The sequence below is a fragment of the Delftia sp. DT-2 genome, from assembly GCF_028401915.1.
GTDB classification, from domain to species: Bacteria; Pseudomonadota; Gammaproteobacteria; order Burkholderiales; family Burkholderiaceae_C; genus Comamonas; species Comamonas tsuruhatensis.
Genome location: NZ_JAQOTI010000003.1, coordinates 480,066 through 504,780 on the forward strand (window position 1 = coordinate 480,066; position 24,715 = coordinate 504,780).

The 24,715-nt window shown below is 68.7% G+C and carries 20 protein-coding genes; 9 read left to right on the plus strand and 11 right to left on the minus strand.

The annotated features are described in order from the left end of the window. Positions 1-247 precede the first annotated feature (247 nt). The 5 genes from PO605_RS07175 (at position 248) to PO605_RS07195 (ending at position 7,402) form a co-directional block, all read left to right on the plus strand. Positions 248-1,405, plus strand: coding sequence for an FAD-dependent monooxygenase (locus tag PO605_RS07175; RefSeq protein ID WP_016449030.1), 1,158 nt, complete (start codon positions 248-250; stop codon positions 1,403-1,405). A 108-nt stretch (positions 1,406-1,513) separates the two neighbouring features. After that, positions 1,514-2,071, plus strand: a complete 558-nt coding sequence (locus PO605_RS07180; RefSeq protein ID WP_047474625.1) for a (2Fe-2S)-binding protein — start codon at positions 1,514-1,516, stop codon at positions 2,069-2,071. Next, entirely contained in the window at positions 2,068-5,067 is a 3,000-nt protein-coding gene (locus PO605_RS07185; protein ID WP_272206200.1) for a c-type cytochrome, read from the plus strand. The genes PO605_RS07180 and PO605_RS07185 overlap by 4 nt, the downstream gene beginning before the upstream one ends. A gap of 353 nt (positions 5,068-5,420) precedes the next feature. Next, a complete protein-coding gene (locus tag PO605_RS07190) occupies positions 5,421-6,737 on the plus strand; it encodes an MFS transporter (protein ID WP_026062635.1) in 1,317 nt (438 codons plus the stop codon). Between the two features lie 230 nt (positions 6,738-6,967). Then, entirely contained in the window at positions 6,968-7,402 is a 435-nt protein-coding gene (locus PO605_RS07195; RefSeq protein WP_052195781.1) for a hypothetical protein, read from the plus strand. 61 nt (positions 7,403-7,463) lie between these two features. Here the strand turns inward: PO605_RS07195 and PO605_RS07200 are convergent, their stop codons facing one another. Continuing rightward, positions 7,464-7,907: a MarR family winged helix-turn-helix transcriptional regulator gene (locus PO605_RS07200; RefSeq protein ID WP_016449026.1), complete on the minus strand. Its 444-nt coding sequence runs from the start codon at positions 7,905-7,907 to the stop codon at positions 7,464-7,466. A gap of 299 nt (positions 7,908-8,206) precedes the next feature. Between PO605_RS07200 and PO605_RS07205 the strand changes: the two genes are divergently transcribed. The 3 genes from PO605_RS07205 to PO605_RS07215 are packed head-to-tail and all read left to right on the plus strand — an operon-like array spanning position 8,207 to position 13,587. Further along, positions 8,207-10,396 carry a formate dehydrogenase subunit gamma gene (locus PO605_RS07205; RefSeq protein ID WP_047471457.1) on the plus strand — a complete coding sequence of 730 codons (2,190 nt, stop codon included), beginning with the start codon at positions 8,207-8,209 and terminating at the stop codon, positions 10,394-10,396. A 12-nt stretch (positions 10,397-10,408) separates the two neighbouring features. Beyond that, positions 10,409-13,345 carry a formate dehydrogenase subunit alpha gene (gene fdhF / locus PO605_RS07210; RefSeq protein ID WP_047471460.1) on the plus strand — a complete coding sequence of 979 codons (2,937 nt, stop codon included), beginning with the start codon at positions 10,409-10,411 and terminating at the stop codon, positions 13,343-13,345. Continuing rightward, entirely contained in the window at positions 13,345-13,587 is a 243-nt protein-coding gene (locus PO605_RS07215; protein ID WP_013803888.1) for a formate dehydrogenase subunit delta, read from the plus strand. Before fdhF ends, PO605_RS07215 begins: the two co-directional genes overlap by 1 nt. Here PO605_RS07215 and PO605_RS07220 read toward each other — a convergent pair. Then, complete coding sequence (locus tag PO605_RS07220) at positions 13,584-14,468, minus strand: LysR family transcriptional regulator (RefSeq protein WP_047471462.1); 885 nt, start codon at positions 14,466-14,468, stop codon at positions 13,584-13,586. The two genes, PO605_RS07215 and PO605_RS07220, sit on opposite strands and share 4 nt — an antisense overlap. A gap of 72 nt (positions 14,469-14,540) precedes the next feature. Between PO605_RS07220 and PO605_RS07225 the strand changes: the two genes are divergently transcribed. After that, positions 14,541-15,497, plus strand: coding sequence for a DMT family transporter (locus PO605_RS07225; RefSeq protein WP_272206201.1), 957 nt, complete (start codon positions 14,541-14,543; stop codon positions 15,495-15,497). A gap of 16 nt (positions 15,498-15,513) precedes the next feature. Here PO605_RS07225 and PO605_RS07230 read toward each other — a convergent pair whose 3' ends face one another. The 9 genes from PO605_RS07230 to PO605_RS07270 form a co-directional block, all read right to left on the minus strand. Continuing rightward, positions 15,514-16,509, minus strand: coding sequence for a Bug family tripartite tricarboxylate transporter substrate binding protein (locus PO605_RS07230; protein ID WP_012203791.1), 996 nt, complete (start codon positions 16,507-16,509; stop codon positions 15,514-15,516). A gap of 113 nt (positions 16,510-16,622) precedes the next feature. Continuing rightward, on the minus strand, positions 16,623-17,537 hold the full coding sequence (locus PO605_RS07235) for a dioxygenase family protein (protein ID WP_047471466.1): 915 nt from the start codon (positions 17,535-17,537) through the stop codon (positions 16,623-16,625). A gap of 47 nt (positions 17,538-17,584) precedes the next feature. Next, positions 17,585-18,577: a Bug family tripartite tricarboxylate transporter substrate binding protein gene (locus PO605_RS07240; RefSeq protein ID WP_046984479.1), complete on the minus strand. Its 993-nt coding sequence runs from the start codon at positions 18,575-18,577 to the stop codon at positions 17,585-17,587. Positions 18,578-18,619: 42 nt separating this feature from the next. After that, the gene (gene catC, locus PO605_RS07245) at positions 18,620-18,898 is read right to left on the minus strand and encodes a muconolactone Delta-isomerase (protein ID WP_046984478.1); all 279 of its coding nucleotides are present in this window, start codon (positions 18,896-18,898) and stop codon (positions 18,620-18,622) included. A 28-nt stretch (positions 18,899-18,926) separates the two neighbouring features. Beyond that, positions 18,927-20,114 (minus strand): muconate cycloisomerase family protein, encoded by a 1,188-nt coding sequence (locus PO605_RS07250; protein WP_047471469.1) that lies wholly within the window; start codon positions 20,112-20,114, stop codon positions 18,927-18,929. 184 nt (positions 20,115-20,298) lie between these two features. Beyond that, positions 20,299-22,680 (minus strand): TonB-dependent siderophore receptor, encoded by a 2,382-nt coding sequence (locus PO605_RS07255; protein ID WP_272206202.1) that lies wholly within the window; start codon positions 22,678-22,680, stop codon positions 20,299-20,301. A gap of 88 nt (positions 22,681-22,768) precedes the next feature. Beyond that, a complete protein-coding gene (locus PO605_RS07260) occupies positions 22,769-23,845 on the minus strand; it encodes a FecR family protein (protein WP_272206203.1) in 1,077 nt (358 codons plus the stop codon). Next, positions 23,842-24,405 carry an RNA polymerase sigma factor gene (locus PO605_RS07265; RefSeq protein ID WP_047217939.1) on the minus strand — a complete coding sequence of 188 codons (564 nt, stop codon included), beginning with the start codon at positions 24,403-24,405 and terminating at the stop codon, positions 23,842-23,844. The genes PO605_RS07260 and PO605_RS07265 overlap by 4 nt, the downstream gene beginning before the upstream one ends. Positions 24,406-24,551: 146 nt before the next feature. Further along, positions 24,552-24,715, minus strand: a 164-nt coding sequence (locus PO605_RS07270; RefSeq protein WP_272206206.1) for an ATP-binding protein, incomplete at its 5' end; no start/stop codon positions are given.

Sequence of the window (24,715 nt, forward strand, 5' to 3'; positions counted from 1 at the left end):
GTGCCGCCTTGCAAATGAGAATTTTCTCGGGGTTTGTACTGATTTGGTGCAGAAATTGCACCAAAAATGGCGAACTTCAATTTATTCTGCCGCCCTATGGTGCATGCATCGATTTGAAAAATTCAAGCGCATACACCTGAATTAAGTGTTTTGTTGCCTGGCACGCTTCCTGCTGTACACCCTGCAAGGACGCGCCGAAGCAACGGTTGCCCCGTCTGGCTTTCAACATTCCTGCAAGGAGAAAACTGTGTCTCAATCCCCTCGAATCGCCGTTGTCGGCGCCGGTCTCGGCGGGGCTGCAGCTGCCAAGCTGCTGCTCCAGGAAGGCTTCAATGTCCGCGTCTATGAGCAGGCGCCCAGCTTCTCGCGCCTGGGAGCCGGCATCCATGTCGGGCCCAATGTGATGAAGATCCTGCGCCGCATCGGCATCGAGGACGCGCTCAACGAGCAGGGCTCGCATCCCGACTACTGGTACAGCCGCCACTGGCAGACGGGCGACGTGCTGGCCCAGATTCCGCTGGGCGACTACGCCGTCAAGGAATACGGCGCCAGCTACCTGACCGTGCACCGTGGCGACTTCCATGCGCTGCTGGTCGAGGCCCTGCCCGACAGCGTGATGGCCTACGGCAAGTTCCTGACCAAGGTGGAGGATCGCGGCAATGTGGTCGTCATGCACTTTGCCGACGGCACGACCGAGGAGGCGGACATCGTCATCGGCGCCGATGGCGTGAACTCCCGCATCCGCGAGGAACTGCTGGGCCCCGAGCTGCCCAAGTACGCGGGCTACCTGGCCCACCGCGCCGTGTTTCCCACGCCCGAAGTCAAGGCCGGCATGCTGCCCTTCGACGCCTGCGTGAAGTGGTGGAGCGATGACCGCCACATGATGACCTACTTCGTCACCGGCAAGGCCGACGAGCTGTACTACGTGACCGGCGTGCCCGTCGAGAAGTGGGACCTCAACGACCGCTGGCTGCCCAGCAGCAAGGAAGAGATGCGCGAGGCCTTCTCGGGCTGGCATCCCACCGTGCAGGCACTGATCGACGCCACCGTGGAAGTGACCAAGTGGTCGCTGCTCGAGCGCGATCCGCTGCCGCTGTGGAGCCGTGGCCGCCTGGTGCTGCTGGGCGATGCCTGCCACCCCATGAAGCCCCACATGGCCCAGGGCGCCGCCATGGCCATCGAGGACGGCGCCATGCTGGCGCGCTGCCTCAAGGAAGTCGGCGCGCACAACCATGAGCTGGCCTTCGCCCTGTACGAAGCCAACCGTGCCGAGCGCGCCAGCAAGGTGCAGCGCATCTCGCACGACAACACCTGGCTGCGCACCAACGAAGATCCGTCCTGGTGCTTCGGCTACGACGTGTTCAACGTGCCCCTGGTCGAGCCCAAGGTCAAGGCAGCGGCCTGATACTCGCTGCCTTGCCGGACGAGGGGAGGGGAGGGAATCCCCCCACTCCTGTCCGGCCGCAGAACGCCGACATCCTGAACCGCAGCCAAGTTGCAAGAGCCTCGTCCCATGGGAACCCCAGTCCATCCAAGCAGTACCCCCCACCCCATCCGCCTGCAGGTCAATGCACGCGCATGCGAGGTGCCGGCAGCGCCCGGGACGGCGCTGCTGCATGTGCTGCGCAATGACCTGGAGCTGAACGGGCCCAAGTACGGCTGCGGCCTGGGCGAATGCGGCGCCTGCACGGTGCTGATCGATGGCGTGGCCGCGCGTTCCTGCGTGATCCCCGTGCGGGCGGCCGTGGGCCGCGAGGTCACCACGCTGGAAGGCCTGGGCTCGCGCCAGTGCCCCGGCCCCACGCAGCAGGCCTTCATCGACTGCCAGGCGGCCCAGTGCGGCTACTGCCTCAACGGCATGATCATGACCGTGGAGGCCCTGCTGCGCCGCAACCCCAATCCCACCGAGCAGGAGCTGCGCAACGAGCTGCACCACAACCTGTGCCGCTGCGGCACGCATGTGGAAATCATGCAGGCCGCCCTGCGCGCCGTGCAGCTGCGTGCGCAACGCGCCGCGCTGCAGGCACCCTCCGGTTTTCCATCTTCCAGCGCGGGCGAGGTCCAGCCATGAGCCCGGCCGGCAACACTCCCGCCCTGCCTTCCGACCTGCTGCACGGCCTGGCGCTGCGCCCGCCCGTCGCGGCCTGGGACGGTCTGCGCTACCGGGGCAGCGTGCCCCTGCATGCACGGTTGCAGGACGCCCAGGCCATGGCTGGCGTGGTGGCCGCGGTGCAGCGCGGGCATTTTCTGGGCGTGGTGGCCGTGGCGCCTGTCCATGCCCGGCAGGCCGCTGCCAGCCTGGCCCCTGCCTGGGACGACCGGCAGGAAGCCAGGGCCGCCAGCGCGCCCCGTGCTGCCGACAGAGCCGACAGAGCCGACAAGGCTGGCAAGGCCGACCTGCCCGATGCCGGCCGCTATGTCTGGCGCATGGCGGCGCCCGTGTCTTGCGAGGGTGCCGCACGCGCAGCCGTGTGGTGCCTGGACGGCCATGCCAGCGTCTGGCTGCCGCCCTGCGACGCCGGCGTGCGGCAGATGATCGGCCGCGAACTGGCCGCATTGCTGCAATGCCCCGAGTCCGCGCTGCGGCTGTTCAGCCTGCCGGCCACGGCGGCCGGCACCCCGCATGTGCTGGATCTCATGGACGCAGCGGCCGATGCGGCCCTGCTGTCCCAGGCCGTGGGCCGGCCTGTCAGCGTGGCCTGCGAGGCCTGGACTGCTGCGGGCAGCGCAGACAGCCGGGAGCTGGTGCTGAGCGTGCATGCGCGGCCTTCGCAAGGGCTTGAAGCCGACACGGTGGTGCAGCCTCAGCCGGGCAATGCATCGCCGCAGCCAGACCTGCTGCTGTCCGACACGCCCTGGGCCGTGCGCCCCAGCATGGCGCGCCTGTTGAGCCAGCCCGAGCTGGCGCGCGCCGCGGCCCTGGCCACCGTGCTCGATGCCGGCGAAGTGCATGAACGCAGGCTGGCCGCCAGCCTGCGGCATGCCGGCGTCGATGATCTGAATGCCGCCCAGGTCTTTGCCCGCGAAAGCCACTGGCATGAGCAGGCGCTGGACCAGGGCCGTGACCCGCTGCAATGGCGGCTGCAGCACCTGCCCGAAGGCCCGGTGCGCGATCTGGCCCGGCAGGTGGCCGAGCGTGCGCAGGCATCGCAGCAGGCGCCATCCCACCAGGGGGCCGACGGCCGCCTGCTGGGCCGGGGCTTTGCCACCGCCCAGCTGCAGACCCTGGATGCGCAGGGCGCCGACCTCCATGCCTGGAGCGCCTGGGTGGCCGAGGTGGCCGTGCACCCGCAAACGGGCGAGATCGAAGTGACCCGCGTCGTGGCCGGCCATGACAACCGCAGCATGCAGGCGGCGCAGGCCGCCAGCACGCGGCCCGAGATCGTCCAGCAGGACCCGCAACTGCTGGCCGACGCGCGCCGGCTGCTGGGCGCGGCCCCCGCTTTTGACGACTGGGCAGGGTCCACAGCTTCCGCTGCTTCTTTCGATGTGATCGCCAAGCCCGGCTCCGACCTGGCGCAGCGTGCGCCCGGCGATATCGCGGTCGTCCGCCAGGGCAATCTGGCGCTGGATGGCGTGGCCACGCTGCCCGCCGCCGCCGCCATTGCCAACGCCATTCACCATGCGACAGGCGTGCGCCTGCGCGAAGTGCCCTTCCAGCCCGAGCAGCTGCGCCTGGCCCTGGCGGGCGAGGGTGTCGGCAAGCCCGGTGCGGCGCGGCCCGGCCGTGGCTGGGGCTGGCTGGCCGCAGGCGCCGCAGGCCTTGCCGGCATGGCGGCCATGGCCTGGCCGCTGAAGCCGGCCCTGCCGCTGACCGACGGGCCCGATGTGTCCCTGTACTCGCCGCAGGCCCTGGAGCGCGGCCGCCTGGTGGCGGCTGCGGGCGACTGCGTGGTCTGCCACACGGCCCCGGGCGGCGCGGCCAATGCCGGCGGCTTCGGGCTGGAGACGCCGTTCGGCACCATCTACTCCACCAACATCACGCCCGACAACGAAACCGGCATCGGCCGCTGGTCCTACGCGGCCTTCGAGCGGGCCATGCGCCACGGCATCCACCAGGATGGGCGCCAGCTGTACCCGGCCTTCCCGTACACGGCCTTCGCCAAGCTCAGCGATGGCGACCTGCAGGCCCTCTACGGCTACCTGATGTCCCAGCCCGCCGTGAAGGCCAAGGCGCCCGAGACGCAGCTGGCCTTCCCCTACAACCTGCGCCCGGCCATGGCGGGCTGGAACCTGCTGTTCCACGACGCCACGCCGTTCAAGGCCGACCCCGCGCGCAGCGCCGAATGGAACCGGGGCGCCTACCTGGTCGAAGGCGCGGGCCACTGCGCGGCCTGCCACTCGCCGCGCAATGCGCTGGGTGCCGAAAAGACCGGCATCCACTACCTGGGCGGCGGCGAGGCCGAAGGCTGGACGGCGCCCGCGCTCAATCAACTGGCCGGCGGCAAGCTGCCCTGGAGCCGCGAAGAGCTGTACCAATACCTGCGCACCGGCTTCTCGGCCCGCCATGGCGTGGCGGCCGGCCCCATGGCGCCCGTCATCCACGGCCTGGCCCAGTTGCCCGAAGCCGATGTGCGCGCCATGGCCACCTACCTGATGGAACTGCCGGGCCAGGCCCCACAGGCACCACAGGCCACCCAGGCCGCCCCGGCCATGCCGGCACCGGCGCCGGCCGCCGTGCAGGCGGCGGCGCCTGCGGCGCCACCTGCCAGGGCCCTGGACCGCCACGCCAATGGCGAGCGCATCTACCAGAACGCCTGCGCGGTCTGCCATGAGGCGGGCAGCGGTCCCACATTGTTCGGCGTCAAGCCGCAGCTGGCCCTGAACACCAACCTGCATGCGGCCAGCCCCGACAACCTGGTCCAGGTGATCCTGAACGGCATACAGGCGCCGGCCGACGATGCGCTGGGCTACATGCCCGGCTTCGGGGACAGCCTGGACGACAGGCAGATCGCGGACCTGCTCGGATATTTGCGCGAACGATTTGCACCGGAGGAAAAAGCTTGGCCAGACGACACGAAGACGATTAACCGGCTGCGCATGCAGGCACAGGCGCATGCGCACTGAGGGCGGCAATGGGCAGCAATGGGCGGCGGCATGGGCGATGCCGCGGATATGGACACCTTGCCCTGGAATCTCTCCAGGGCCTGGGTCCTGACATCTGATGCTGGGGACGGGTGATGGGCAACAACGGACGGCGCTGTCGATGTGCAGCCTGTCCGCAATGCGCCCATCGCCCGGATGCAGAGACCGACATCCTGAATTTTTTCATCGGGCCATGGAGATGGCGCCGAGGGAGCGGTTCGCTCCGGATGTGTGAAGGGTGGAAGGCACGGCAGGAGACGGCAACACAAGCTGAACGGCCTTGCCTGGGAAAAGACAGATTCAACAATTGCGATGGCTAGAAAAGGAGTCCCTGCATGTCATCTACATACATTTCGGTGGAAAAAGGCATCCAGACAGCGGGTGTCGGCAAGTTCCAATATCGGCTGTTCGTCATCTTCGGGCTGGTCTGGCTGGCCGACGCCATGCAGGTGCTGTCCATCGGCTTCAGCGCGCCGTCCATTGCCAAGACCTTCGGCAAGACCGTGCCCGAGGCGCTGCAGACCGGCACCTTCTTCTTCATCGGCATGCTGATCGGTGCCTTCGTCTTCGGCCGCCTGGCCGACCGCATCGGGCGCCGCCCGGTGCTGATGATGGCCGTGGTGATCGATGCCTTCGCGGGCGTGGCCTCGGCCTTTGCGCCCGAGTTCGCCTGGCTGCTGGTGCTGCGCTTCATCACCGGCATCGGCGTGGGCGGCACGCTGCCCGTGGACTACACCATGATGGCCGAGTTCCTGCCCAGCGACCGCCGCGGCCGCTGGCTGGTGCTGCTGGAATCGTTCTGGGCCGTGGGCACCATCTTCCTGGCCATCCTGGCGCTGGTGGCCGTGTCCTGGGGTGACGATGCCTGGCGCGTGATCTTCTTCGTGACCGGACTGCCGGCGCTGATCGGCGTGGTGCTGCGCTTCTACATCCCCGAGTCGCCCATGTTCCTCAACCGCAACGGCAAGTCCGAGGAAGCGCGCAAGGTGCTGCAGCGGGTGGCCAAGGTCAACGGCACCACGGCGGACATCCCCGCGCTGCAGCCTGAAAAGCAGGAGCGCAAGTCCATACTCGCGCTGTTCAACGGCGGCCTGCGCCGCCGCAGCCTCTCGCTGTTCCTGGCCTGGGCGCTGATCTCCATCGCCTACTACGGTGTCTTCGTCTACCTGCCCGTCAAGCTCAGCAGCGAGGGCTTCGCCTTCATGCGCGGCCAGGTCTTCCTGGTGGTGCTGGCCCTGGTGCAACTGCCCGGCTTTGCGCTGTCGGCCTATGGCGTGGAACGCTGGGGCCGCAAGCCCACGCTGATCGGCTTTTTGCTGCTCAGCGCCGTCGGCTGCATGTTCTACAGCCTGGGCTCGTCGCCCTTCGTGGTCATCGGCTCCACCCTGCTGATGAGCTTCTCGCTGCTGGGCACCTGGGGCGCGCTGTATGCCTTCACCCCCGAGGTCTACCCCACCGACCTGCGTGCCAGCGGCATGGGCATGGCCGGCGCCGTGGCGCGCTTCGGCGGCCTGTTCGCCCCGGCCATCATTGCGCCCATCATGGCCACCCACTTCACCCTGGCGCTGGCCGTGCTGTCCGCCATGCTGGTGGGCGGCGCCCTGTCGATCTGGGCCGTGGATGTGGAATCGCGCAACCGGGCGCTGGATTGACGCCGAGAAAGAACTCCGAATGGAAAAGGCCTGCGCAAGCAGGCCTTTTTTCATGGGGTCCCCAAATGGGGATCAGGCCTTTTTCGAAGGCAGGGCGTGCGGATTGTCCGATTTGCTGGAGAACTTCCATGGACTGAAGCTCCTGTGAGCTCAACCGGTCCATGCGACACAATGACTGCTCCTGGCGCAAGCAATTCGCTGCGCCATATCTTCAGCGGAGCCTTGTTCTCATGTCATTGAATGGCAGCTATCGCAGGCATGGCCTGGTCGCCACGGCAATCCTGGCTGTGCTCTGCCTTTCAGTGCTGGTCGCTCCCCGAAAGGCGATGGGCAACCAGGAAGAACCAGTGGTTTTGATCGGCTCGATCCATCGTTCGGTCGGAGAAGGGCAAACCATGGGCTGCGAGAAAATTGCGCTGCGGCCCAAGGATGTCATCCGTTATTTCTCCACGGCAACCGAGGTTTCCTTCTCCACCTTCCACTATGAATCGATCATTCTGCCTTGCGCCTTCAGTGGGAAGCTGCGGCGCAATGGCGTGGTCTATGGGTGGAGCATCAATGCAGCAGGTGCCGGATATCTCTACCCAGAAGATGGGCGTGAGAATCTGTTTTTTCTTTGCTACAGGTCGTGCGCAAAGGCACTGCCTGGGTTGATGGGGCTTTGACGGCGAGGGCCCCCGCTCTTTGAAATCGCCAGGCACCCATCCCCATGAAAACAGGGGCTCTTCAATCCGCCTCGCCACCTTCCAGCATCTTCTTGAGCAAAAAATCCAGCGCCAGGCGCTCGGCCGGATTGAGCTTGCCGTAGGTGCTTTCGGTGATCTGCTTGGCGAAGGGCTCCATGTCGCGCACCAGGTCCTGGCCGGCCTCGGTGAGGTTGATGACGACCTTGCGGCGGTCGATGCGGTCATGGTCCACCTGCACCAGTTCGCGCTGCTTGAGCCGGTCCACCACGCCGCGGATGGTGGCCTGGTCGATCACGGTGGCCTTGACAATGTCGGCCAGCGAGCTGCCGCTGTTGTCGCGCACGGAGCACAGCACCACGAATTGCGCGGCCGTGAGCTGCGAGTCGGGAATGTATTGCTGGAAGAGTGCAGTGTGGCGCTGATAGACACGCCGCAGCAGGTGGCCGATCTGGTCTGAAAAATGATAGCCATCCTGTGGCGTCATGGCTGATGGCGGGTGGTTCATGGTGCGCGTGAGCTTATCAAAATTCACACCAAATACCGTGTGATTTGCGACAAGCCGGGAGCATTTGCCAAGTGGCGCAAACCCGCGCTGGCTGCGGCATCCGCAAGACCCGGGGCAGCAGGCGCAGCACTGCCCGGCGGCTCATTTGCCGATTGAATGGCGCAATCATCCGTTTGAATTTGACGGCTGGCCCGGCAGGCCTTGAAATGGCATGAGAGACAAAGCGCCAGCGGACCGGACCGCGCCGCTCCCCACAACGAAAGCCAGCAGGGACACCCATGCCAGCCACACAAGGGAAGATCATTCCCATTGCCGTCCTCAATGCCGCTGTTGCCGGCAGCGCACTCGGCGCCCATGAGCGCGAGGCCGTCGAGCACGCCATTGCCGTCCATGCCCGGCGCCCCGGCCCCCTGATCGAGTTGCTGCACGCCGTGCAGGACATGCTGGGCCATATCCCCGAAGCCGCCGTGCCGCGCATCGCTGATGCGCTGAACCTCTCGCGTGCCGAGGTGCATGGCGTCATCTCCTACTACCCCCATTTCCGCAGCACGCCAGCGGGCCGCCATGTGCTGCAGGTCTGCCGCGCCGAGGCCTGCCAGTCGCGCGGTGCGGACGCGCTGCTCGCCCACGCAGGCCAGGCGCTGGGCTGCGGATCGAGTGGGCATGGGCATGGGCATCCAACCAGTGCCGATGGCGCCGTCACGCTGGAGCCGGTCTACTGCCTGGGCCTGTGCGCGTCATCGCCTGCCGTGATGCTCGATGGCCAGCCCCATGCGCATGTCTCGGCCAACGGCCTGGATGCACTCATCGCGCAATGCCGCCAGCCGGAGCAGGCCGGCGAGCCGGTGGCGCAGCCTGCGCATGCAGGGGCAGGGGCAGGGGCAGGCCCCGGCGTGCGTGTCTATGTGCCCCGCGATGCCGCCGCGCTGGCCTTGGGGGCCGACGCCGTGGCCGGCGCCCTGCAGCGCGAGTGCGAGGCGCGCGGCCTTCAGGTGCAGATCGTGCGCAACGGCTCGCGCGGCCTGCTGTGGCTGGAAACCCTGGTGGAAGTCGAGACGCCTGAAGGCCGCGTGGCCTACGGCCCGGTCACGGCCGATGCGGTGCCGGGGCTGATCGATGCCGGAATGCTGCAGGGCGGCAGCCATGCGCTGTGCCATGGACTGACCGAGGCCATTGCCTACCTGGCGCGCCAGGAGCGCCTGACCTTTGCGCGCGTGGGCGTCATCGACCCGCTGGACCTGTCCGACTACGCAGCCCATGGCGGCTGGCAGGGGCTGGAGCGCGCGGCGCGCATGGAGCCCGCGGCCATCGTGCAGGAGGTGCTGGATTCGGGCCTGCGCGGCCGTGGCGGTGCGGCGTTTCCGGCCGGCATCAAGTGGAAGACCGTGGCCGCCGCAGCGGGGCCGCAAAAGTACATTGCCTGCAACGCCGACGAGGGCGACTCGGGCACCTTTGCCGACCGGCTGCTGATGGAAGGCGATCCCTACACGCTGATCGAAGGCATGGCCATTGCTGGCCTGGCCGTGGGCGCCACGCAGGGCCTGGTCTATGTGCGCAGCGAGTATCCGCATGCCATCGCCACCCTGCGCGAAGCCATTGCGCGCGCCGAGGCCGCAGGCTGGCTGGGCCGCGACGTGGCCGGCAGCGGACGGGCCTTCCACATGGAGGTGCGCAAGGGCGCGGGCAGCTATGTCTGCGGCGAGGAAACGGCCATGCTGGAGAGCATCGAGGGGCGGCGCGGCATCGTGCGCGCCAAGCCGCCGCTGCCGGCCATAGCGGGGCTGTGGGGCCGGCCCACGGTGATCAACAACGTGATCACGCTGGCCACGGTGCCGCTGATCCTGGCGCGCGGCGCGGCCTTCTACCAGGGCTTCGGCATGGGCCGCTCGCGCGGCACCCTGCCGTTCCAGCTGGCCGGCAACATTGCGCGCGGCGGCCTGGTGGAAAAGGCCTTCGGCCTGAGCCTGCGCGAGCTGGTGGAAGACTTCGGCGGCGGCACGGCCACCGGCCGCGCCATCAAGGCCGTGCAGGTGGGCGGCCCGCTGGGCAGCTATGTGGCGCCGGCCGACTGGGATGCGCCGCTGGACTACGAGGCCTATGCCGCCAAGGGCAATGTGGTGGGGCACGGCGGCATCGTCGTGCACGACGACACGGCCGACATGGCGCAGCTGGCGCGCTATGCCATGGAGTTCTGCGCCATCGAGTCCTGCGGCAAGTGCACGCCCTGCCGCATCGGCTCCACGCGCGGCGTGGAGGTCATCGACCGCATCGTGCGCGCCGGCACCGACCCTGCTGCCCACGCCGGCCACGCCGGCCAAGTGGCCCTGCTGGAAAGCCTGTGCGACACCATGCAGCACGGCTCCATGTGCGCCATGGGCGGGATGACGCCGTATCCCGTGCGCTCGGCGCTGAACCACTACCCCCAGGACTTCGGCATCGAGTCCACCACGGCCGCAGCGGCTGCCTGAACGGAGAACACCATGCTCGACCATTTGAAGCAAGCCGACTGGGGCACGCCCGCCAGCCCGTCCGAACGCCTGATCACCCTGGAGATCGACGGCCGCGAGGTCTGCGTTCCCGAGGGCACCTCGCTGATGCGCGCGGCCATGGAAGGCGGCGTCAGCGTGCCCAAGCTGTGCGCCACCGACAGCCTGGAGCCCTTCGGCTCCTGCCGCCTGTGCCTGGTGCAGATCGAAGGCCGCAAGGGCTTTCCGGCCTCGTGCACCACGCCGGCCGAGCCGGGCATGAAGGTGCGCACGCAAAGCCCGCAACTGCAGGAGCTGCGCCGCGGCGTGATGGAGCTGTACATCTCCGACCATCCGCTGGACTGCCTGACCTGCAGCGCCAACGGCGACTGCGAACTGCAGGACATGGCCGGCACCGTGGGCCTGCGCGAGGTGCGCTACGGCTTCGACGGCGCCAACCACTTCAAGGGCCAGGCGCGCGCCGAGGTCGATGTCTCCAACCCGTACTTCAGCTACGACCCCAGCAAGTGCATCGTCTGCAACCGCTGCGTGCGCGCCTGCGAGGAGACGCAGGGCACCTTTGCGCTGACCATCTCGGGCCGGGGGTTCGACTCGCGCGTCACGGCGGGGCAGGGCGGCAGCTTCATGGACAGCGACTGCGTCAGCTGCGGCGCCTGCGTGCAGGCCTGCCCCACGGCCACGCTGCAGGAAAAGACCGTGACCGAGCTGGGCCAGGCCGGGCACAGCGCCATCACCACCTGCGCCTACTGCGGCGTGGGCTGCGGCTTCAAGGCCGAGATGAAGGGCGAGCAGGTCGTGCGCATGGTGCCCTGGAAGGACGGCCAGGCCAACGAGGGCCATGCCTGCGTCAAGGGCCGCTTTGCCTGGGGCTATGCCACGCACAAGGACCGCATCACCCGGCCCATGGTCCGCGCGAAGATCACCGACCCCTGGCGCGAAGTGAGCTGGGAAGAGGCCATTGCCCACACGGCCCGCGAGTTCCGCCGCATCCAGGCCAAGCACGGCAAGGATTCCATTGGCGGCATCACCTCCTCGCGCTGCACCAACGAAGAGGCCTACCTGGTGCAAAAGCTGGTGCGCACGGCCTTCGGCAACAACAACGTCGATACCTGCGCGCGCGTGTGCCACTCGCCCACGGGCTATGGCCTGGGCCAGACCTATGGCACCTCGGCCGGCACGCAGACCTTCAAGTCCATCGAGCACACGGACGTGGTCATGGTCATCGGCGCCAATCCCACGGCCGCGCACCCGGTGTTCGGCTCGCGCATGAAAAAGCGCCTGCGCGGCGACGGCCGGCGTGCGGGCGCCAAGCTCATCGTCATCGACCCGCGCGAGATCGAGCTCGTCAAGTCGCCCCACATCCGCGCCGACTACCACCTGCAACTGCGGCCCGGCACCAACGTGGCCATGATCACCTCGCTGGCCCATGTCATCGTCACAGAAGGCTGGCTGGCCGAGGGCTACATCGCCGAGCGCTGCGATGCCAAGTCCTTCGCGCAGTGGAAGGAATTCGTGGCCCGGCCCGAGAACTCGCCCGAGGCCATGGCCGAGGTCACCGGGGTCGCTCCCGAACTCGTGCGCGGCGCCGCGCGCCTGTATGCGCTGGGCGCCGAGAACCACCCAGCGGGCCGCCCCGTCAACGCGGCCATCTACTACGGCCTGGGCGTGACCGAGCATGCGCAGGGCTCGACCATGGTCATGGGCATTGCCAACCTGGCCATGGCCACGGGCAACGTGGGCCGCGAGGGCGTGGGCGTGAACCCGCTGCGCGGCCAGAACAACGTGCAGGGCTCCTGCGACATGGGCTCCTTCCCGCATGAGCTGCCCGGCTACCGCCACATCTCGGACAGCACGGTGCGCGCCGAGTTCGAGGGGGCCTGGGGCGTGGCGCTCAGCCCCGAGCCCGGCCTGCGCATTCCCAACATGTTCGAGGCGGCCCTGGCCGGCAGCTTCATGGGCCTGTACTGCGAGGGCGAGGACATCGTGCAGTCCGACCCCAACACCCAGCATGTGACGGCCGCGCTCTCGGCCATGGAATGCGTGGTGGTGCAGGACATCTTCCTCAACGAAACCGCCAAGTACGCCCATGTCTTCCTGCCGGGCGCCTCTTTCCTCGAAAAGGACGGCACCTTCACCAATGCCGAGCGCCGCATCTCGCGCGTGCGCAAGGTCATGGCGCCGCTGGCCGGCCATGCCGACTGGGAAGTCACCCAGCTGCTGGCCAATGCGCTGGGCTACGCCATGCACTACACGCACCCGAGCGAGATCATGGCCGAGATCGCCGCGCTCACGCCCAGCTTCGCGGGCGTGAACTACGACAAGATCGACCGGCTGGGCAGCGTGCAATGGCCCTGCAATGACAGCACCGAAGAGGCCGGCACTTCCATCATGCACAGGGACCGCTTCGTGCGCGGCAAGGGCCGCTTCATCATCACCCAGTACGTGGCCACCGACGAGAAGGTCACCCAGCGCTTTCCGCTGCTGCTGACCACGGGCCGCATCCTGTCGCAGTACAACGTGGGCGCCCAGACCCGGCGCACGCACAACAGCCACTGGCACAGCGAGGACCGGCTGGAAATCCATCCGCATGACGCCGAGGACCGCGGCATACGCGATGGCGACTGGGTCGGCATCGCCAGCCGCGCGGGCGAGACCGTGCTGCGTGCCACCGTCACCGAGCGCATACAGCCCGGCGTGGTCTACACCACCTTCCACTTTCCCGAATCGGGCGCCAACGTCATCACCACCGACAGCTCCGACTGGGCCACCAACTGCCCCGAATACAAGGTCACGGCCGTGCAGGTGCTGCCCGTCCCCCAGCACGCCCAGCCGTCCGACTGGCAGCGCGGCTTTGCGCGCATGCATGAAGAGCAGATCGGCCTGTTGCAAGCCGCGCAGGCAGGCAGCATGGCCGTGGCGGGAGGCAAGTGATGGACAGCGCGAACCTGGTCCGCATGGCCAACCGCATCGGCGAGTTCTTCGAGGCCATGCCCGAGCGCGACGAGGCCCTGCAGGGCATTGCCGAACACATCCGCAAATTCTGGGAGCCCCGCATGCGCGCCGAACTGGCCCGCGTGCTGGCCAGCCCCGACGAGGCCCAGGCGCTCAAGCCCATCGTGCGCGAGGCGCTGGTGCTGCATCCGCTGACCTTGCCGTCGGCGGCGCAGGCTTAGCCAAACCGCTTCTTCTTCGCCATCTCCCGCGCCAGCTCCACAAAGCCGGCAGCGGCCGGCGACAGCCGTTCCATGCTGCGCACGGCCAGGCCGGTGACGCGGCGCTGGCGGGGCGAGAGGCTGCGGTAGACCATGCCTTCGGGCGCCTGCTCGGGCACGGCCAGGCGTGCGGCAATGGCGATGGCGTGGCCCTGGGCCACGAAGCCCTGCATGGAGGACATCTGCTCGAAGTGGTAGATGGCCGCAGGCTGGGCGCCGGCCTCGGCCAGGAAGCGGTCGATGTGTGCGCCCGACCCGGCCGAGGTGCGCACAAAGGCCTCGCCCTGCAGGTCGGCGGCGCGGATGCTGCGCTGGGCCGCCAGCCGGTGCGATGCGGGCAGCAGCGCCACCAGTTCGTCTTCCACCAGGGGCACGGTCTCGAAGCGCTCGTCGGGCAGCACGACGAAGCCGATCTCCACGCGCCGCTCCAGCAGCCACTTGACCACGGTGTCGTCGTTTTGCTCGTCGATCTGCACCAGCACGGCGGGCTGGCGGCGCCGGTACTCGGTGATCAGCGGGGGCAGCAGCCGCAGTGAAGAGGTGGCGCCGAACGAGGCCACGCGCAGCGTGCCGCGCGCCATGCCGCGCTCGGCATCGGCCTCCTGCCGCAAGGCCTCCTTTTGCTGGAGGATGTCGTTGGCGCGCTGCAGCAGCCGCGTGCCTGCGTCGGTCAGCGGGGAGTGGGGGCCTTCGCGGTGCACCAACTGCACCTGCAGCTCGCCTTCCAGCGCGCGCAGGGCATGGCTGACGGCGCTCTGGGTAATGCCCAGCAGCGCGGCCGCGCGCGAGAAACTGCCGGCGCGGGCCAGTGCCGCGAACACTTCGAGCTGGGTGAAGGTCATGGGATCACGGTGTCCAGGTCATGAGCATTCGCTCATTTGTCTATGAATCGATATGAGCACATAGTACGCGCCATGAATTTTCAACGCTTCTTCGGTCCCCACCTGCGGCTTGTCGGCATGGCCCTGCTGTGGGGCGCTTCCTGGCCTGCGGGCCGCGTGGTGGCACAGAACATGCCGCCGCTGGCAGCCGCCAGCCTGCGCTTCCTGCTGGCCGCCGCCGTGCTGCTGCCCTGGCTGTACTGGGCCGGCGGCATGGCCGGTCTCAGGCACTGGAGCGCCAAACGCTGGCTGGGCATGGCGGCCGCCGGCGCCACGGGCGTGTTCGGCTATGCGGCCTTTTTCCTGATGGGGCTGCAGCATGTGCCGGCCGGCAAGGCGGCCCTGGTGATCACGCTCAACCCCGTGCTCACGCTGGCGCTGGCGGTCTGGCTGTTCGGCGAGCGGCTCAACCGCACCATTGCCCTGGGCATGGCGCTGGCGGCCTACGGCGCCGTGGTGGTGATCTCGCATGGCCAGCCGCTGGCGCTGCTGCGGGGATCGGTGGGCGCCGGCGAGCTGCTGATCCTGGGCTGCGTGGTGTGCTGGGTGACCTACACCCTGATCGGCCGCTGGCTGCTCACGGGTGTCGATGCGCTGTCGGCCACGGCCGTGACCTCGACCATGGGCGCGGCCATGCTGCTGGTGGCCAGCCTGGTGGTGGAAGGGCCGGCCGGCCTGCAGGCTGCCGTGCTTGGCAACGCAACCGCCTGGAGCGCGCTGGCCTTCCTGGCCTTCGGCGCCACGGCGCTTGCCTATGCCTGGTACTTCGACGGCGTCAAGGCGCTGGGCGCGGGTGCGGCCTCGGGCTACATCACCCTGGTGCCCGTGATCGGCGTGGCGCTGTCGGCGCTGTGGCTGGGCGAGAGCATCGATGCCAGCATCGTGCTGGGCGGCGGCATGGCCGTGGCCGGCACGGCGCTGATGAACTGGGGGCGCAGGCCTGCGGCTGCGGTGCACGTGGTTGCCAAGCGCACCGCAGTCCAGAGCTGAACGGACTCCGTCCGGTTCAATCCAGCGAGGCGCCCGAGGTGCGCACGCGCTCGCCCTGCACCTGGTAGTCGCGCGCCAGGAAGTCGCGGTATTCGGCGGGGCTGGAGGCCACGGCCACGTAAGAGAACGCGTCCACCTGGGTCTTGCGGAATTCGGGCTCCAGCAGCACGCGGCGCACATCGGCGGCGATCTTCTCCACCAGGGGCGCCGGCGTTCCAGCCGGTGCCAGCAGGCCGATGTTGAAGACAGCCTGGATGTCGCGCACCCCGGCTTCCTTGAAGGTGGGCACATCCGGCAGGGCGATGCTGCGTGTCTCCGAGGACACGGCCAGGGCCTTGAGCTTGCCCGACTTGATGTGCTGCTCGATCACCGACACGCCCAGCACCGCTGCGTCGATCTGGCCGGCGATGACTTCGGGGATCAGCGGTGCGGCGCCCTTGTAGGGCACGTGCACCATCTCCAGCCCTTCCTGCTTGGCGAACATGGCCAGCGGCAGGTGCACGATGCCGCCCGCGCCCGATGAGCCATAGGTCAGCGGTTTGGTCTTGCCTGCCTGGCGTGCCTGAGCGATGAACTCCTGCAGCGTGCCGGCCTTGGAGCTCTGGGGCACGAAGAAGACCATGGGCACGCTGATCAGGCGGGAGATGGGGGCGAAGTCCTTTTGCGGGTTGTAGGGCAGCTTCCTGTACAGGTGCGGGTTCATGGTCAGCGACGCTTCGGTCGCGGCGAACAGCGTGTAGCCGTCGGGTGCGCTCTTGGCCACGTACTCGGCCCCGATGATCTCGTTGGCGCCTGTGCGGTTGAGGATGACCACGGGTTGCGACCAGACCTTGTTCAGGCGCGTGGCCAGCGCGCGTGCCAGGTTGTCCACGGGGCCGCCGGCCGCGTAGGGCACGACGATGTTCACCGGCTTGGAAGGAAAGGCTGCCGGAGCCTGGGCGTGGCCCAGGGCGGGCACGAGGGCCACGGTGGCGGTCAGCAGGGTTGCGGCGATGCGATGCAGGCTGGACATGGTGTGGGAAGCGGATACGGTGAAGCAGGCCGCACTCCAAGGGGGCGGCCTGCTGTGGAACGGACGAAGCGAAAAAAATGGCAGGCCGGAAGGCCCCGGAAGGTGGCGGAGCCTCAGGCGCGCACACGCTCCATGCGTGTCAGCGGCAAGGACTCGCCTTCGCTGACTGCGGGCTGCAGCACGAAGTCGAAGCGCGTGCGGACGAAAGGCGCGTTCACGCCCAGCGACTCATAGCCGGCCGGCGCCACGCCGCGCTCCAGCTCGACGATCAGGCCGTCGCGCGTGGCGAAGGCGAAGTCGTCGTCCAGGTAGGTATCGCCGGGCAGGTTGACCTGGGTGGTCAGCGTGCGCATGCCGGGTGCAACCACGAGGAAGTGGATGTGGGCGGGTCGATGGCCGTGGCGTCCCAGCGCGTCGAACAGTTCCGAGGTGGGGCTGTCCGGCGGTATGGAGTAGCCGGGCGGCACATAGCTGCTAAAGCGGTAGCGGCCCTGGTCGTCGGCTTCTATGCGGCGGCGCAGCTCGTAGGGCTTCATGCCCGGGAAGAAGTGCGAGTAGCCGCCCTGGACATTGGCATGCCAGACATCGATGAGCGCATGCGGCAGAGGCCGGCCGTCAAGATCCAGCACCCGTCCTTCCATCACGAAGACCTCGCCCTGGGGTTCGCCCTCGTCCAGGCGCGCCTCCGCTTGCGACAGCGGTGCACCGGCCACGAACCGCGGGCCTTCGATGGCGCGCGGCGTGCCGCCCGCACGGCCAGCACGCGCATCGGCCTCGTCGCTGCGGATGTCCAGCAGCCGGTCGAAGCCCAGGCCTGCCGTGATCAGGCCCAACTGGCCGCTGCTCCCAAGGCGGCCCAGCCAGTCCACGGCGGCCCAGAACTCGTCGGGCGTGACATCCATCTCGTCGATGGTGTGGAACAGGTCGCTGACGATGCGCTGGGTCAGCGCCCGCACGCGGTCGCTGCCAGGGGCGATCTGCTTGCTGTTGACCAGATTCAGCAGCTGGTCCTGGGACAGTTCGGACATGTTTGTCTCCTCGTGGTTTTATGGGATGTCCTGGAAAAGAGAAGCGCTCAGTCCATGCTGATGTTGCGCTCCGTGATCACCTTGGTCCAGCGCACGGACTCGGCCTGCAGGTGCCTGGCCGCTTCCTCGGGCGTGGAGCCCACGACTTCGGCGCCGATGGCCTTGAAGCGTTCGAGCACGTCGGGCTGCTTCATCTCGGCCACGAAGACCTGGTTGAGCTTCTTGACGATGGCCGGCGGCGTGCTGGCGGGCATGAAGACGGCGAACCAGGGCGAGACCTCGTAGCCCTTGATGCCGGCCTCTTCCATGGTGGGCACGTCGGGCATGCTGGACGAGCGCTTGGCCGTGGTCACGGCCAGGGCGCGCAGCTTGCCCGACTGGATGTGCGGGCGCGCCGAGGTGATGGAGTCGAACATGTAGTTGACCTGTCCGCCCAGCAGGTCGGAGACGGCCGGGCCCGATCCCTTGTAGGGGATGTGCAGGATGTCCACGCCGGCCAGCGAGTTGAACACTTCGCCTGCCAGGTGGATGGAGGTGCCGTTGCCGGCCGAGGCATAGGTCAGCTTGCCGGGCGAGGCCTTGGCGGCGGCCACCACGTCGGCCACGCTCTTGACGTTGGGCTGGGTGGAGTTGGTGACCAGGATGTTGGGCACCACGGCCAGCACGCCCACGGGGGCGAAGTCCTTGATCGGGTCGTAGCTGAGCTTGCGGTACAGCGGCTTGTTGGTGGCCATGCCGATGGAGGTGATCATCAGCGTGTAGCCGTCGCCGGGCTGCTTGGCCACGAAGTCGGCGCCGATATTGCCGCCGGCGCCGGGACGGTTCTCGATCACGAAGGGCTGGCCCAGCGTGCGGCCGGCCTTCTCGCCCAGGGTGCGCGCAATGGCGTCCATGGCGCCGCCCGGCGGGAAGGGCACGATCCAGCGGATGGGCTTGCTGGGCCAGTTGGCCTCGGGGGCCTGCGCATGGGCGGCGGGCATCACGGCGGACAGGCACAGGCCTGCGGCTGCGGCGGTCAGAAAACGGCGTTTCACATTCACTTCAGTTGTCTCCGAAAAATTTGGTCTTGGTTTGGGCTGTGCTCAGGCGATGGCCGAGGGATGCTTTGCCAGCGGCGTGACCTGGATGTCCATGTAGGGGAACAGCGGCAGGCCCTGCAGCAGCTCGTGCAGCTCGTCGTTGGAGGCCACGTCGAACACGCTGTAGTTGGCGTACTCGCCGACCACGCGCCAGATGTGGGGCCAGCGGCCGTCGTGCTGCAGCTGCTGGGAATAGGCCTTCTCGCGGGCCTTGATCTCGGCTGCCACGTCGGCGGGCAGGTCGTGGGGGATCTTCACGTCCATGCGGACCAGATAAAGCATGTTTGTCTCCAGGAGGAATGAAAGGAATTCAGGTCGCAGCCCCGGTCCGGGCCTGCCCCATGTCGAAGTGCTGCGGCTGGCTGCCGGCCAGCGCGCGGTCGAAGCGCGCCAACTGCTGCAGGTCGATCTCCAAGCCCAGGCCGGGCCCGTCGGGCAGTTGCAGCTCGAAGTCGCGGATGGCCATGCGCTCGGTGACGATGTCGTCCACCAGCAGTTGGGGGCCGAACAGCTCGCAGTTGTAGTGCTGCCCGCCCAGCGTGGCAAAGACATGGGCCGAGGCGGCCGAGCCGATCGAGGTCTCCAGCATGGTGCCGCCGTACCAGCCGATGTCGGCCGCTTGGGCAATGGCCGCCACCTTGCGCGTGCGCAGCAGGCCGCCGTGCTTGGCCACCTTGAGCGAGAACACGTGGCTGGCCTGCTCGCGCGCCAGGCGCATGGCGTCGTAGGGCGTGCACACGCTCTCGTCGGCCATGACCAGGGCGCCGTGCAGCGTGGCGGTCAGCTCGCGCAGCGCGGGCACGTTCCAGCCGGCCACGGGCTGCTCGATCAGGGTCACGCCGGCATCGATCAATTGCGGCAGAAAGCGCCGCGCCGTGGCGCCGTCCCAGGCCTGGTTGACGTCCACGGTCAGCGTGGCGCGTCCCTGCAGGCCGCGTGCGATCTCGCTCACATGGGCCACATCGGCCTCGGGCGTGCGCGCGCCGATCTTCATCTTGAAGATGCGGTGGCGCTTTTGTTCCAGGCGCAGCTGGGCCTCGGCCAGGTCGCGCTCGATGTCGCCGCTGGCCAGCGTCCAGGCCAGGGGCAGGCTGTCGCGCTGCTTGCCGCCCAGCAACTGCCACACGGGCAACTGCAGGCTGCGCGCCACGGCGTCCAGCAGCGCGATTTCCACGGCGCTCTTGGCAAAGGCATTGCCCTTGCAGGCCAGGTCCATGCGCGAGAGGCAGGCCTCGAAGCGCGCGCCGTCCTGGCCGATCAGGCTGGGCGCCAGGTGGTTGGCGATGGCATGGTGGATGCTCTCGGGCGATTCCTCGTTCCACGACGGGCCGCCGATGGTGGCGGCCTCGCCAAAGCCCGTGGCCCCGTTGCGCAGCCACAGCTGCACGATCACCGGGCTTTGCCGGCTGATGGAGCCGAACGACAGCTTGTGCGGGCGGATGGTGGGAATGTCGAGGATCCGCGCCTCGATGCGCTCGATCAGAAAACGGTCTTGCATGGCAATGGCTGGTGTCCTGGCTGGCGGCGGCTGCCGGCAATGGACACAAGCGTAAATCCATGCATTGTGTGGATCTATTGAATTATTTGTGAGAAATCATTCGATGGTGTCGATGTGTCGAATGCCTGCGCGGCAGGCAGGGCGCGCGGCAGCCTTGTGCTGCGCACGCCCTGTGGCGACGGGATCAGAAACTGCTGCGCAGCGTGACCATGATGCTGCGCGGCAGGCCGTAGTAGTTGCTGCGCGTGGCCGTGCCCACGCGCTCCCAGTAGACGCGGTCGAAGAGGTTGTCGATGTTCACGGCCAGCTTGACCTGGGGGGTGAGCGGGTAGGCGGCGTAGACGGACCAGACGCCGTAGCCGCCCGCGCGCCAGCGCACGGTGCCCAGGGTGTCGTAGAACTCGCTGACGGCGCGCACGCCCGCGCCCAGCTCCAGCCCCTGGGCCACGGGGCCTGCCACGCGGTAGCGCGCCCACAGGTTCACGCTGTGGCGCGGTGACATGGTGCTGAAATCGGTGCCCGTCTGCGTGACGGTGCCCTGCAGGTATTTGGAGCGCATGTAGGCGTAGCTGGCCGCCACGTCCCAGCGCGGCGACAGCGAGCCGACCACTTCGGCCTCGAAGCCTTCGGAGCGCACCTTGCCTGCGGGGATGACGAAGGCGGCATCGGCGGGGTCGGCCAGCGCGCGGTTGGTGTCCTGCATGCGGTAGATGGCGGCGGTGGCATTCAGGCGTCCGTCCAGCAGGCTGCCCTTGATGCCGGCCTCCACCTGCCGGCCCTCGCGCGGGGCGATCTGGCCGCCACCGGCCAGGCGCCCGCTTTGCGGCTGGAAGATGCGCGACTGGCTGGCGTAGAGCGTCCAGCTGTCGTTCAGATCGAAGAGCACGGCGGCGAAGGGCGTGAACTGGCCATCGACCTCGTAGCCCGAGCGCGTGTTCTGCAGCCGATCCGAGGTTTCTGTCTTCCACCAGCTCTTGCGCGCGCCCGCCACCAGGGTGAGGGCCTGCGTGGGCTTGATGCGCAACTGGCCGTAGACGCCGCGCAGGCTGGTGCGCGTAATGTCGTCGGCAAAGGGCTTGAAGCTGGGCTCGGGGATGGAGGAGGGGTCGTAGTGGAACAGGTCGGCCGGCGTGTTCATGGCGCCGCGCAGCATGCGCAGGTGCATGTTGGAGCTGCGGTAGTCCGCGCCCGCGATGAAATGGTGCGTCTGCCCGGCCCATTGCCAGGGCGTGCTGTAGTAGATGTCGGCCGTGGTGTCGGCGTAGTCGCGGTCCACGGTCTGGGCCTGGGTGAAGCGGCTGATGCCGGTGTCAGAGACGGCCGAGTAGCCGTTGATGTACTTGTCGCGCTGCTGGCGCAGCACACGGCGGGCGGCCAGCTTGAACAGGCCGCCGCCGTCGAGCCGCGTCTCCGACTCGATGAAGCCGGCCAGCGATTCGGGCGCGGCGCGGCCCCAGTCGGCGGCAATGGCCACGTCGCGCGGAATGGGGGCCAGCCTGCCGTCGGCGTGGGCGGGCAGGCCGGTGTCGTAGTTGCCCCGGCCGCGCTGCCAGGTGGCGCCCACCGAGACCGTGCTTTGGGAAGTGACGTCCAGCTCCACCGTGCCGTACAGGGCCTGCTTGTGGCCGTCCATGGCCATCACGGGGCTGCCGAAGTTCTCGTGCAGCGCCACCACCCGGCCACGCAGGCGGCCATCTTCGGACAGCGCTCCGGTGACATCCACCTCGGCCCGCTTGCGCCCCCGCGAGCCCAGGCCGATGGCGCCCTGGCCCTGGTAGTCCGGCAGGGCGCGCTTGCGCACCAGGTTGAGCATGACGCTGGGCTCGCCCGCGCCCGAGAACAGCCCGGCCGGCCCGCGCAGGGCCTCGACCCGGTCGAACAGGGCCAGGTCCAGCGTTTCCTGGGTGGCCGGATTGCCGCTGACGGTGAGACCGTCCAGCTGGTAGGTGGAGGACTGGTAGCCGCGCGAGAGGATGTCGCTGCGCCCGCCCGTGCTGCTTTGCCGGCGCACGACGATGCCGGGCACCACCTTGGCGGCTTCGGTGAGCTCCACGAAGTTCTGGTCATCGAGCCGTGCGCGCGAGATCACGGATACGGACTGCGGCGTCTCCCGGGCCGTCAGCTCGATCTTGGTGGCCGCGCTGGCATAGGGCGCCCGGTAGCTGCCCGTGCCTTCCGTGCGGCCGTCGCGCAGGGCCGTGGCCGTCACCCGCACTTCGTCCAGCGCGGTCTGCGGGCGCGCCGGGGCGGGGCGCAGCAGCCAGCCGCCCCGGGGCTGGGCAGAGGCTTGCAGGCCGCTACCGGCCAGCAGGCGCTGCAGTGCCTCGGCCGGCTCCAGGCGGCCCTGGACGGCGGGCGCGGACTTGCCTGCGAGCAGGGCGCTGTCGGCCGCGATGCTGGTGCCGGTGGCGCGCGCCAGGGCCTTGATGGCGTCGGCCAGCGGCTGGGCCGGCAGGTCGATGTCGGCAGGGGCGGCCAGGGCTGGCGTGCAGGCCAGGGCCGCCGCGCAGGCGAGCAGGGACAGGCAGTCGCGTGCCGGGCGGGAGGAAAGAGGGCGGGCGGGCATGGCGGGAACGTTCTCCTGGGTATCGGTTGTGCTCGCCTGTATGACGGGGCAGCCCGCCGGATCCCTGATGTGCGTTGGCCGCTTTTTTTCAGTTTTTCCGGATTTTTTCCGGCGCCGTGCTGCGCGGGGCCAGCCAGGTGGCGCCGTCGCGCTCCTGCACGCGCACGGCGGCGATGCGCGGCAGCGCGTCCAGGAAGCTCTCCACATCGGCGCGCTGCACGGCGGCCGTGATGCGCGGCCCGCCCGTGCCGTCGGCGACGGCCGCACGCACGGGCTGGCGGCGCCAGCGCGACAGCGTGGCCGCGATCTCGCCCAGCCCGGCGCTGTCGAAGACGATGAGGCCGCGTTCGATGGACGAGACGCTGTCGCGCGCATCGCGTTGCACGCGGTGGGGGAGGGGGCTGGCGTGGGCGCCATCGGCTCCGGGTGCGGCACCGGGGGCGGCACCGGCGCTTTCGTCCGGCAGTTCCCCCACTTCGCCAGCCTGCAGCAGCAAGGACGGTTCTCCGTCACCACCTTTCACCGCCAAACGCACCGTTCCATGCTCCACGCTCACCCGCACCAGTCCCGGCAGGCGGTTGACGGTGAAGCGCGTGCCCAGCACGGTGATGCGGGCCTGGCCGGCGGCGATGGTGAAGGGGCGGTCTGCATCCCTGGCCACGTCGAACAGGGCCTCTCCCTGCTCCAGCACCACGGCGCGCTGGCGGCGCGTGTAGCGCGTGGCGATGCGGCTGGCCGGTCCCAGGGTCAGCACGCTGGCGTCGGGCAGGTTCAGCACGATGCGTTCGCCAATCGCACTGTCGCGGGCCAGGGCGAACACGGTGGTGTCCTGCCATTCAAGCCAGCCGCGCCATGCCAGCAGGCCCGCCGTGCCCAGGCCGGCAACGCCCAGCACGCCGCGGGTGATGATCGCGCGGCGCGCGTTGCTGCGTGTGTTGCGGCGCTGGCGTGCGGCGGTGTCCACCGCCGTGGCCAGGGCCTCGGTGCGGGGCGTGGAGTCGAAGTCCTGCCACAGCGCCTCGAAGGCGGCGTATTCGGCGGCGTGGCGCGGGTCGGCGTCCATCCAGCGGCGCCAGGCAGCGGCATCGGCGGCGCCCGGCCGCGCTCCCGCATCCCGGTGCATGCGTATGAACCAGCGCGCGGCTTCCTCGCGCGGCGTGCTCATGGCGCGAGCAGCTCGCGTGCGGCGCGCAGGTCCAGCAGGGCGCGCATCAGGTGGCGCTCCACCATGTTCAGGCTGATGCCCAGCATGGCGGCAATCTGGGGCTGGGAGTGGCCTTCCACCTTGCACAGCCAGAACACCTCGCGGCAGCGCGCAGGCAATCCCTGGATGACACGCTGCACGGCGCCCAGGCGCTGCTGCAGGTCGGCCAGCATCTCGGCCGAAGGCACCGTGAAGGCTTCCTGCAAGGCGATTTCGTCCGCGCGTGCCACCGGGTGCTGCGCGGCGCCGGCCTCGCCTGCCAGCTCGGGCAGGGGCACGAAGCGGCGCTCATGCGCCATCTGGTCGGCCAGCACGGTGCGCGCCACCACGCGCAGGTAGGCATGCGGCTGGGCGATGCCTTCGTGCCGGCCGCTGAGGGCGTAGCGCACGAAGGCGTCATGCAGCACATCCTGCGCGCGGTGGATGCAGCGCGTGCTGCGCCAGATGGCGGGCAGCAGGCTGCCATAGGCCCAGTGCAGGTCCAGGCCCAGCCAGGCGGCAGGAGTCGGATGGCGTGTCATACAAGCAAGCGGGGAGGAAAGGCAGGCGGGCAGGGCGGGACGAAGTGCTGGCATTCTAAATGAGACTTTTTCTCATTTGTTGCCACCCGTTTGCCACTTGTTCACCACCCGTTTGCCGGCCGCAGGCGCGCCGGCCGGCGGTGCCGCTACAGCAGCTCCGCCGGTCGCGTCTCCGATGCGCTGCGGCAGGGAAGGGTGATGCGAAACAGCGAGCCGCCCTCGGGCCGGTTGCTGGCCACGATGGTGCCGTCCATGGCGTCGATGATCTTGCGGCAGATGGCCAGCCCCAGGCCCGTGCCGCCCGAGCCGT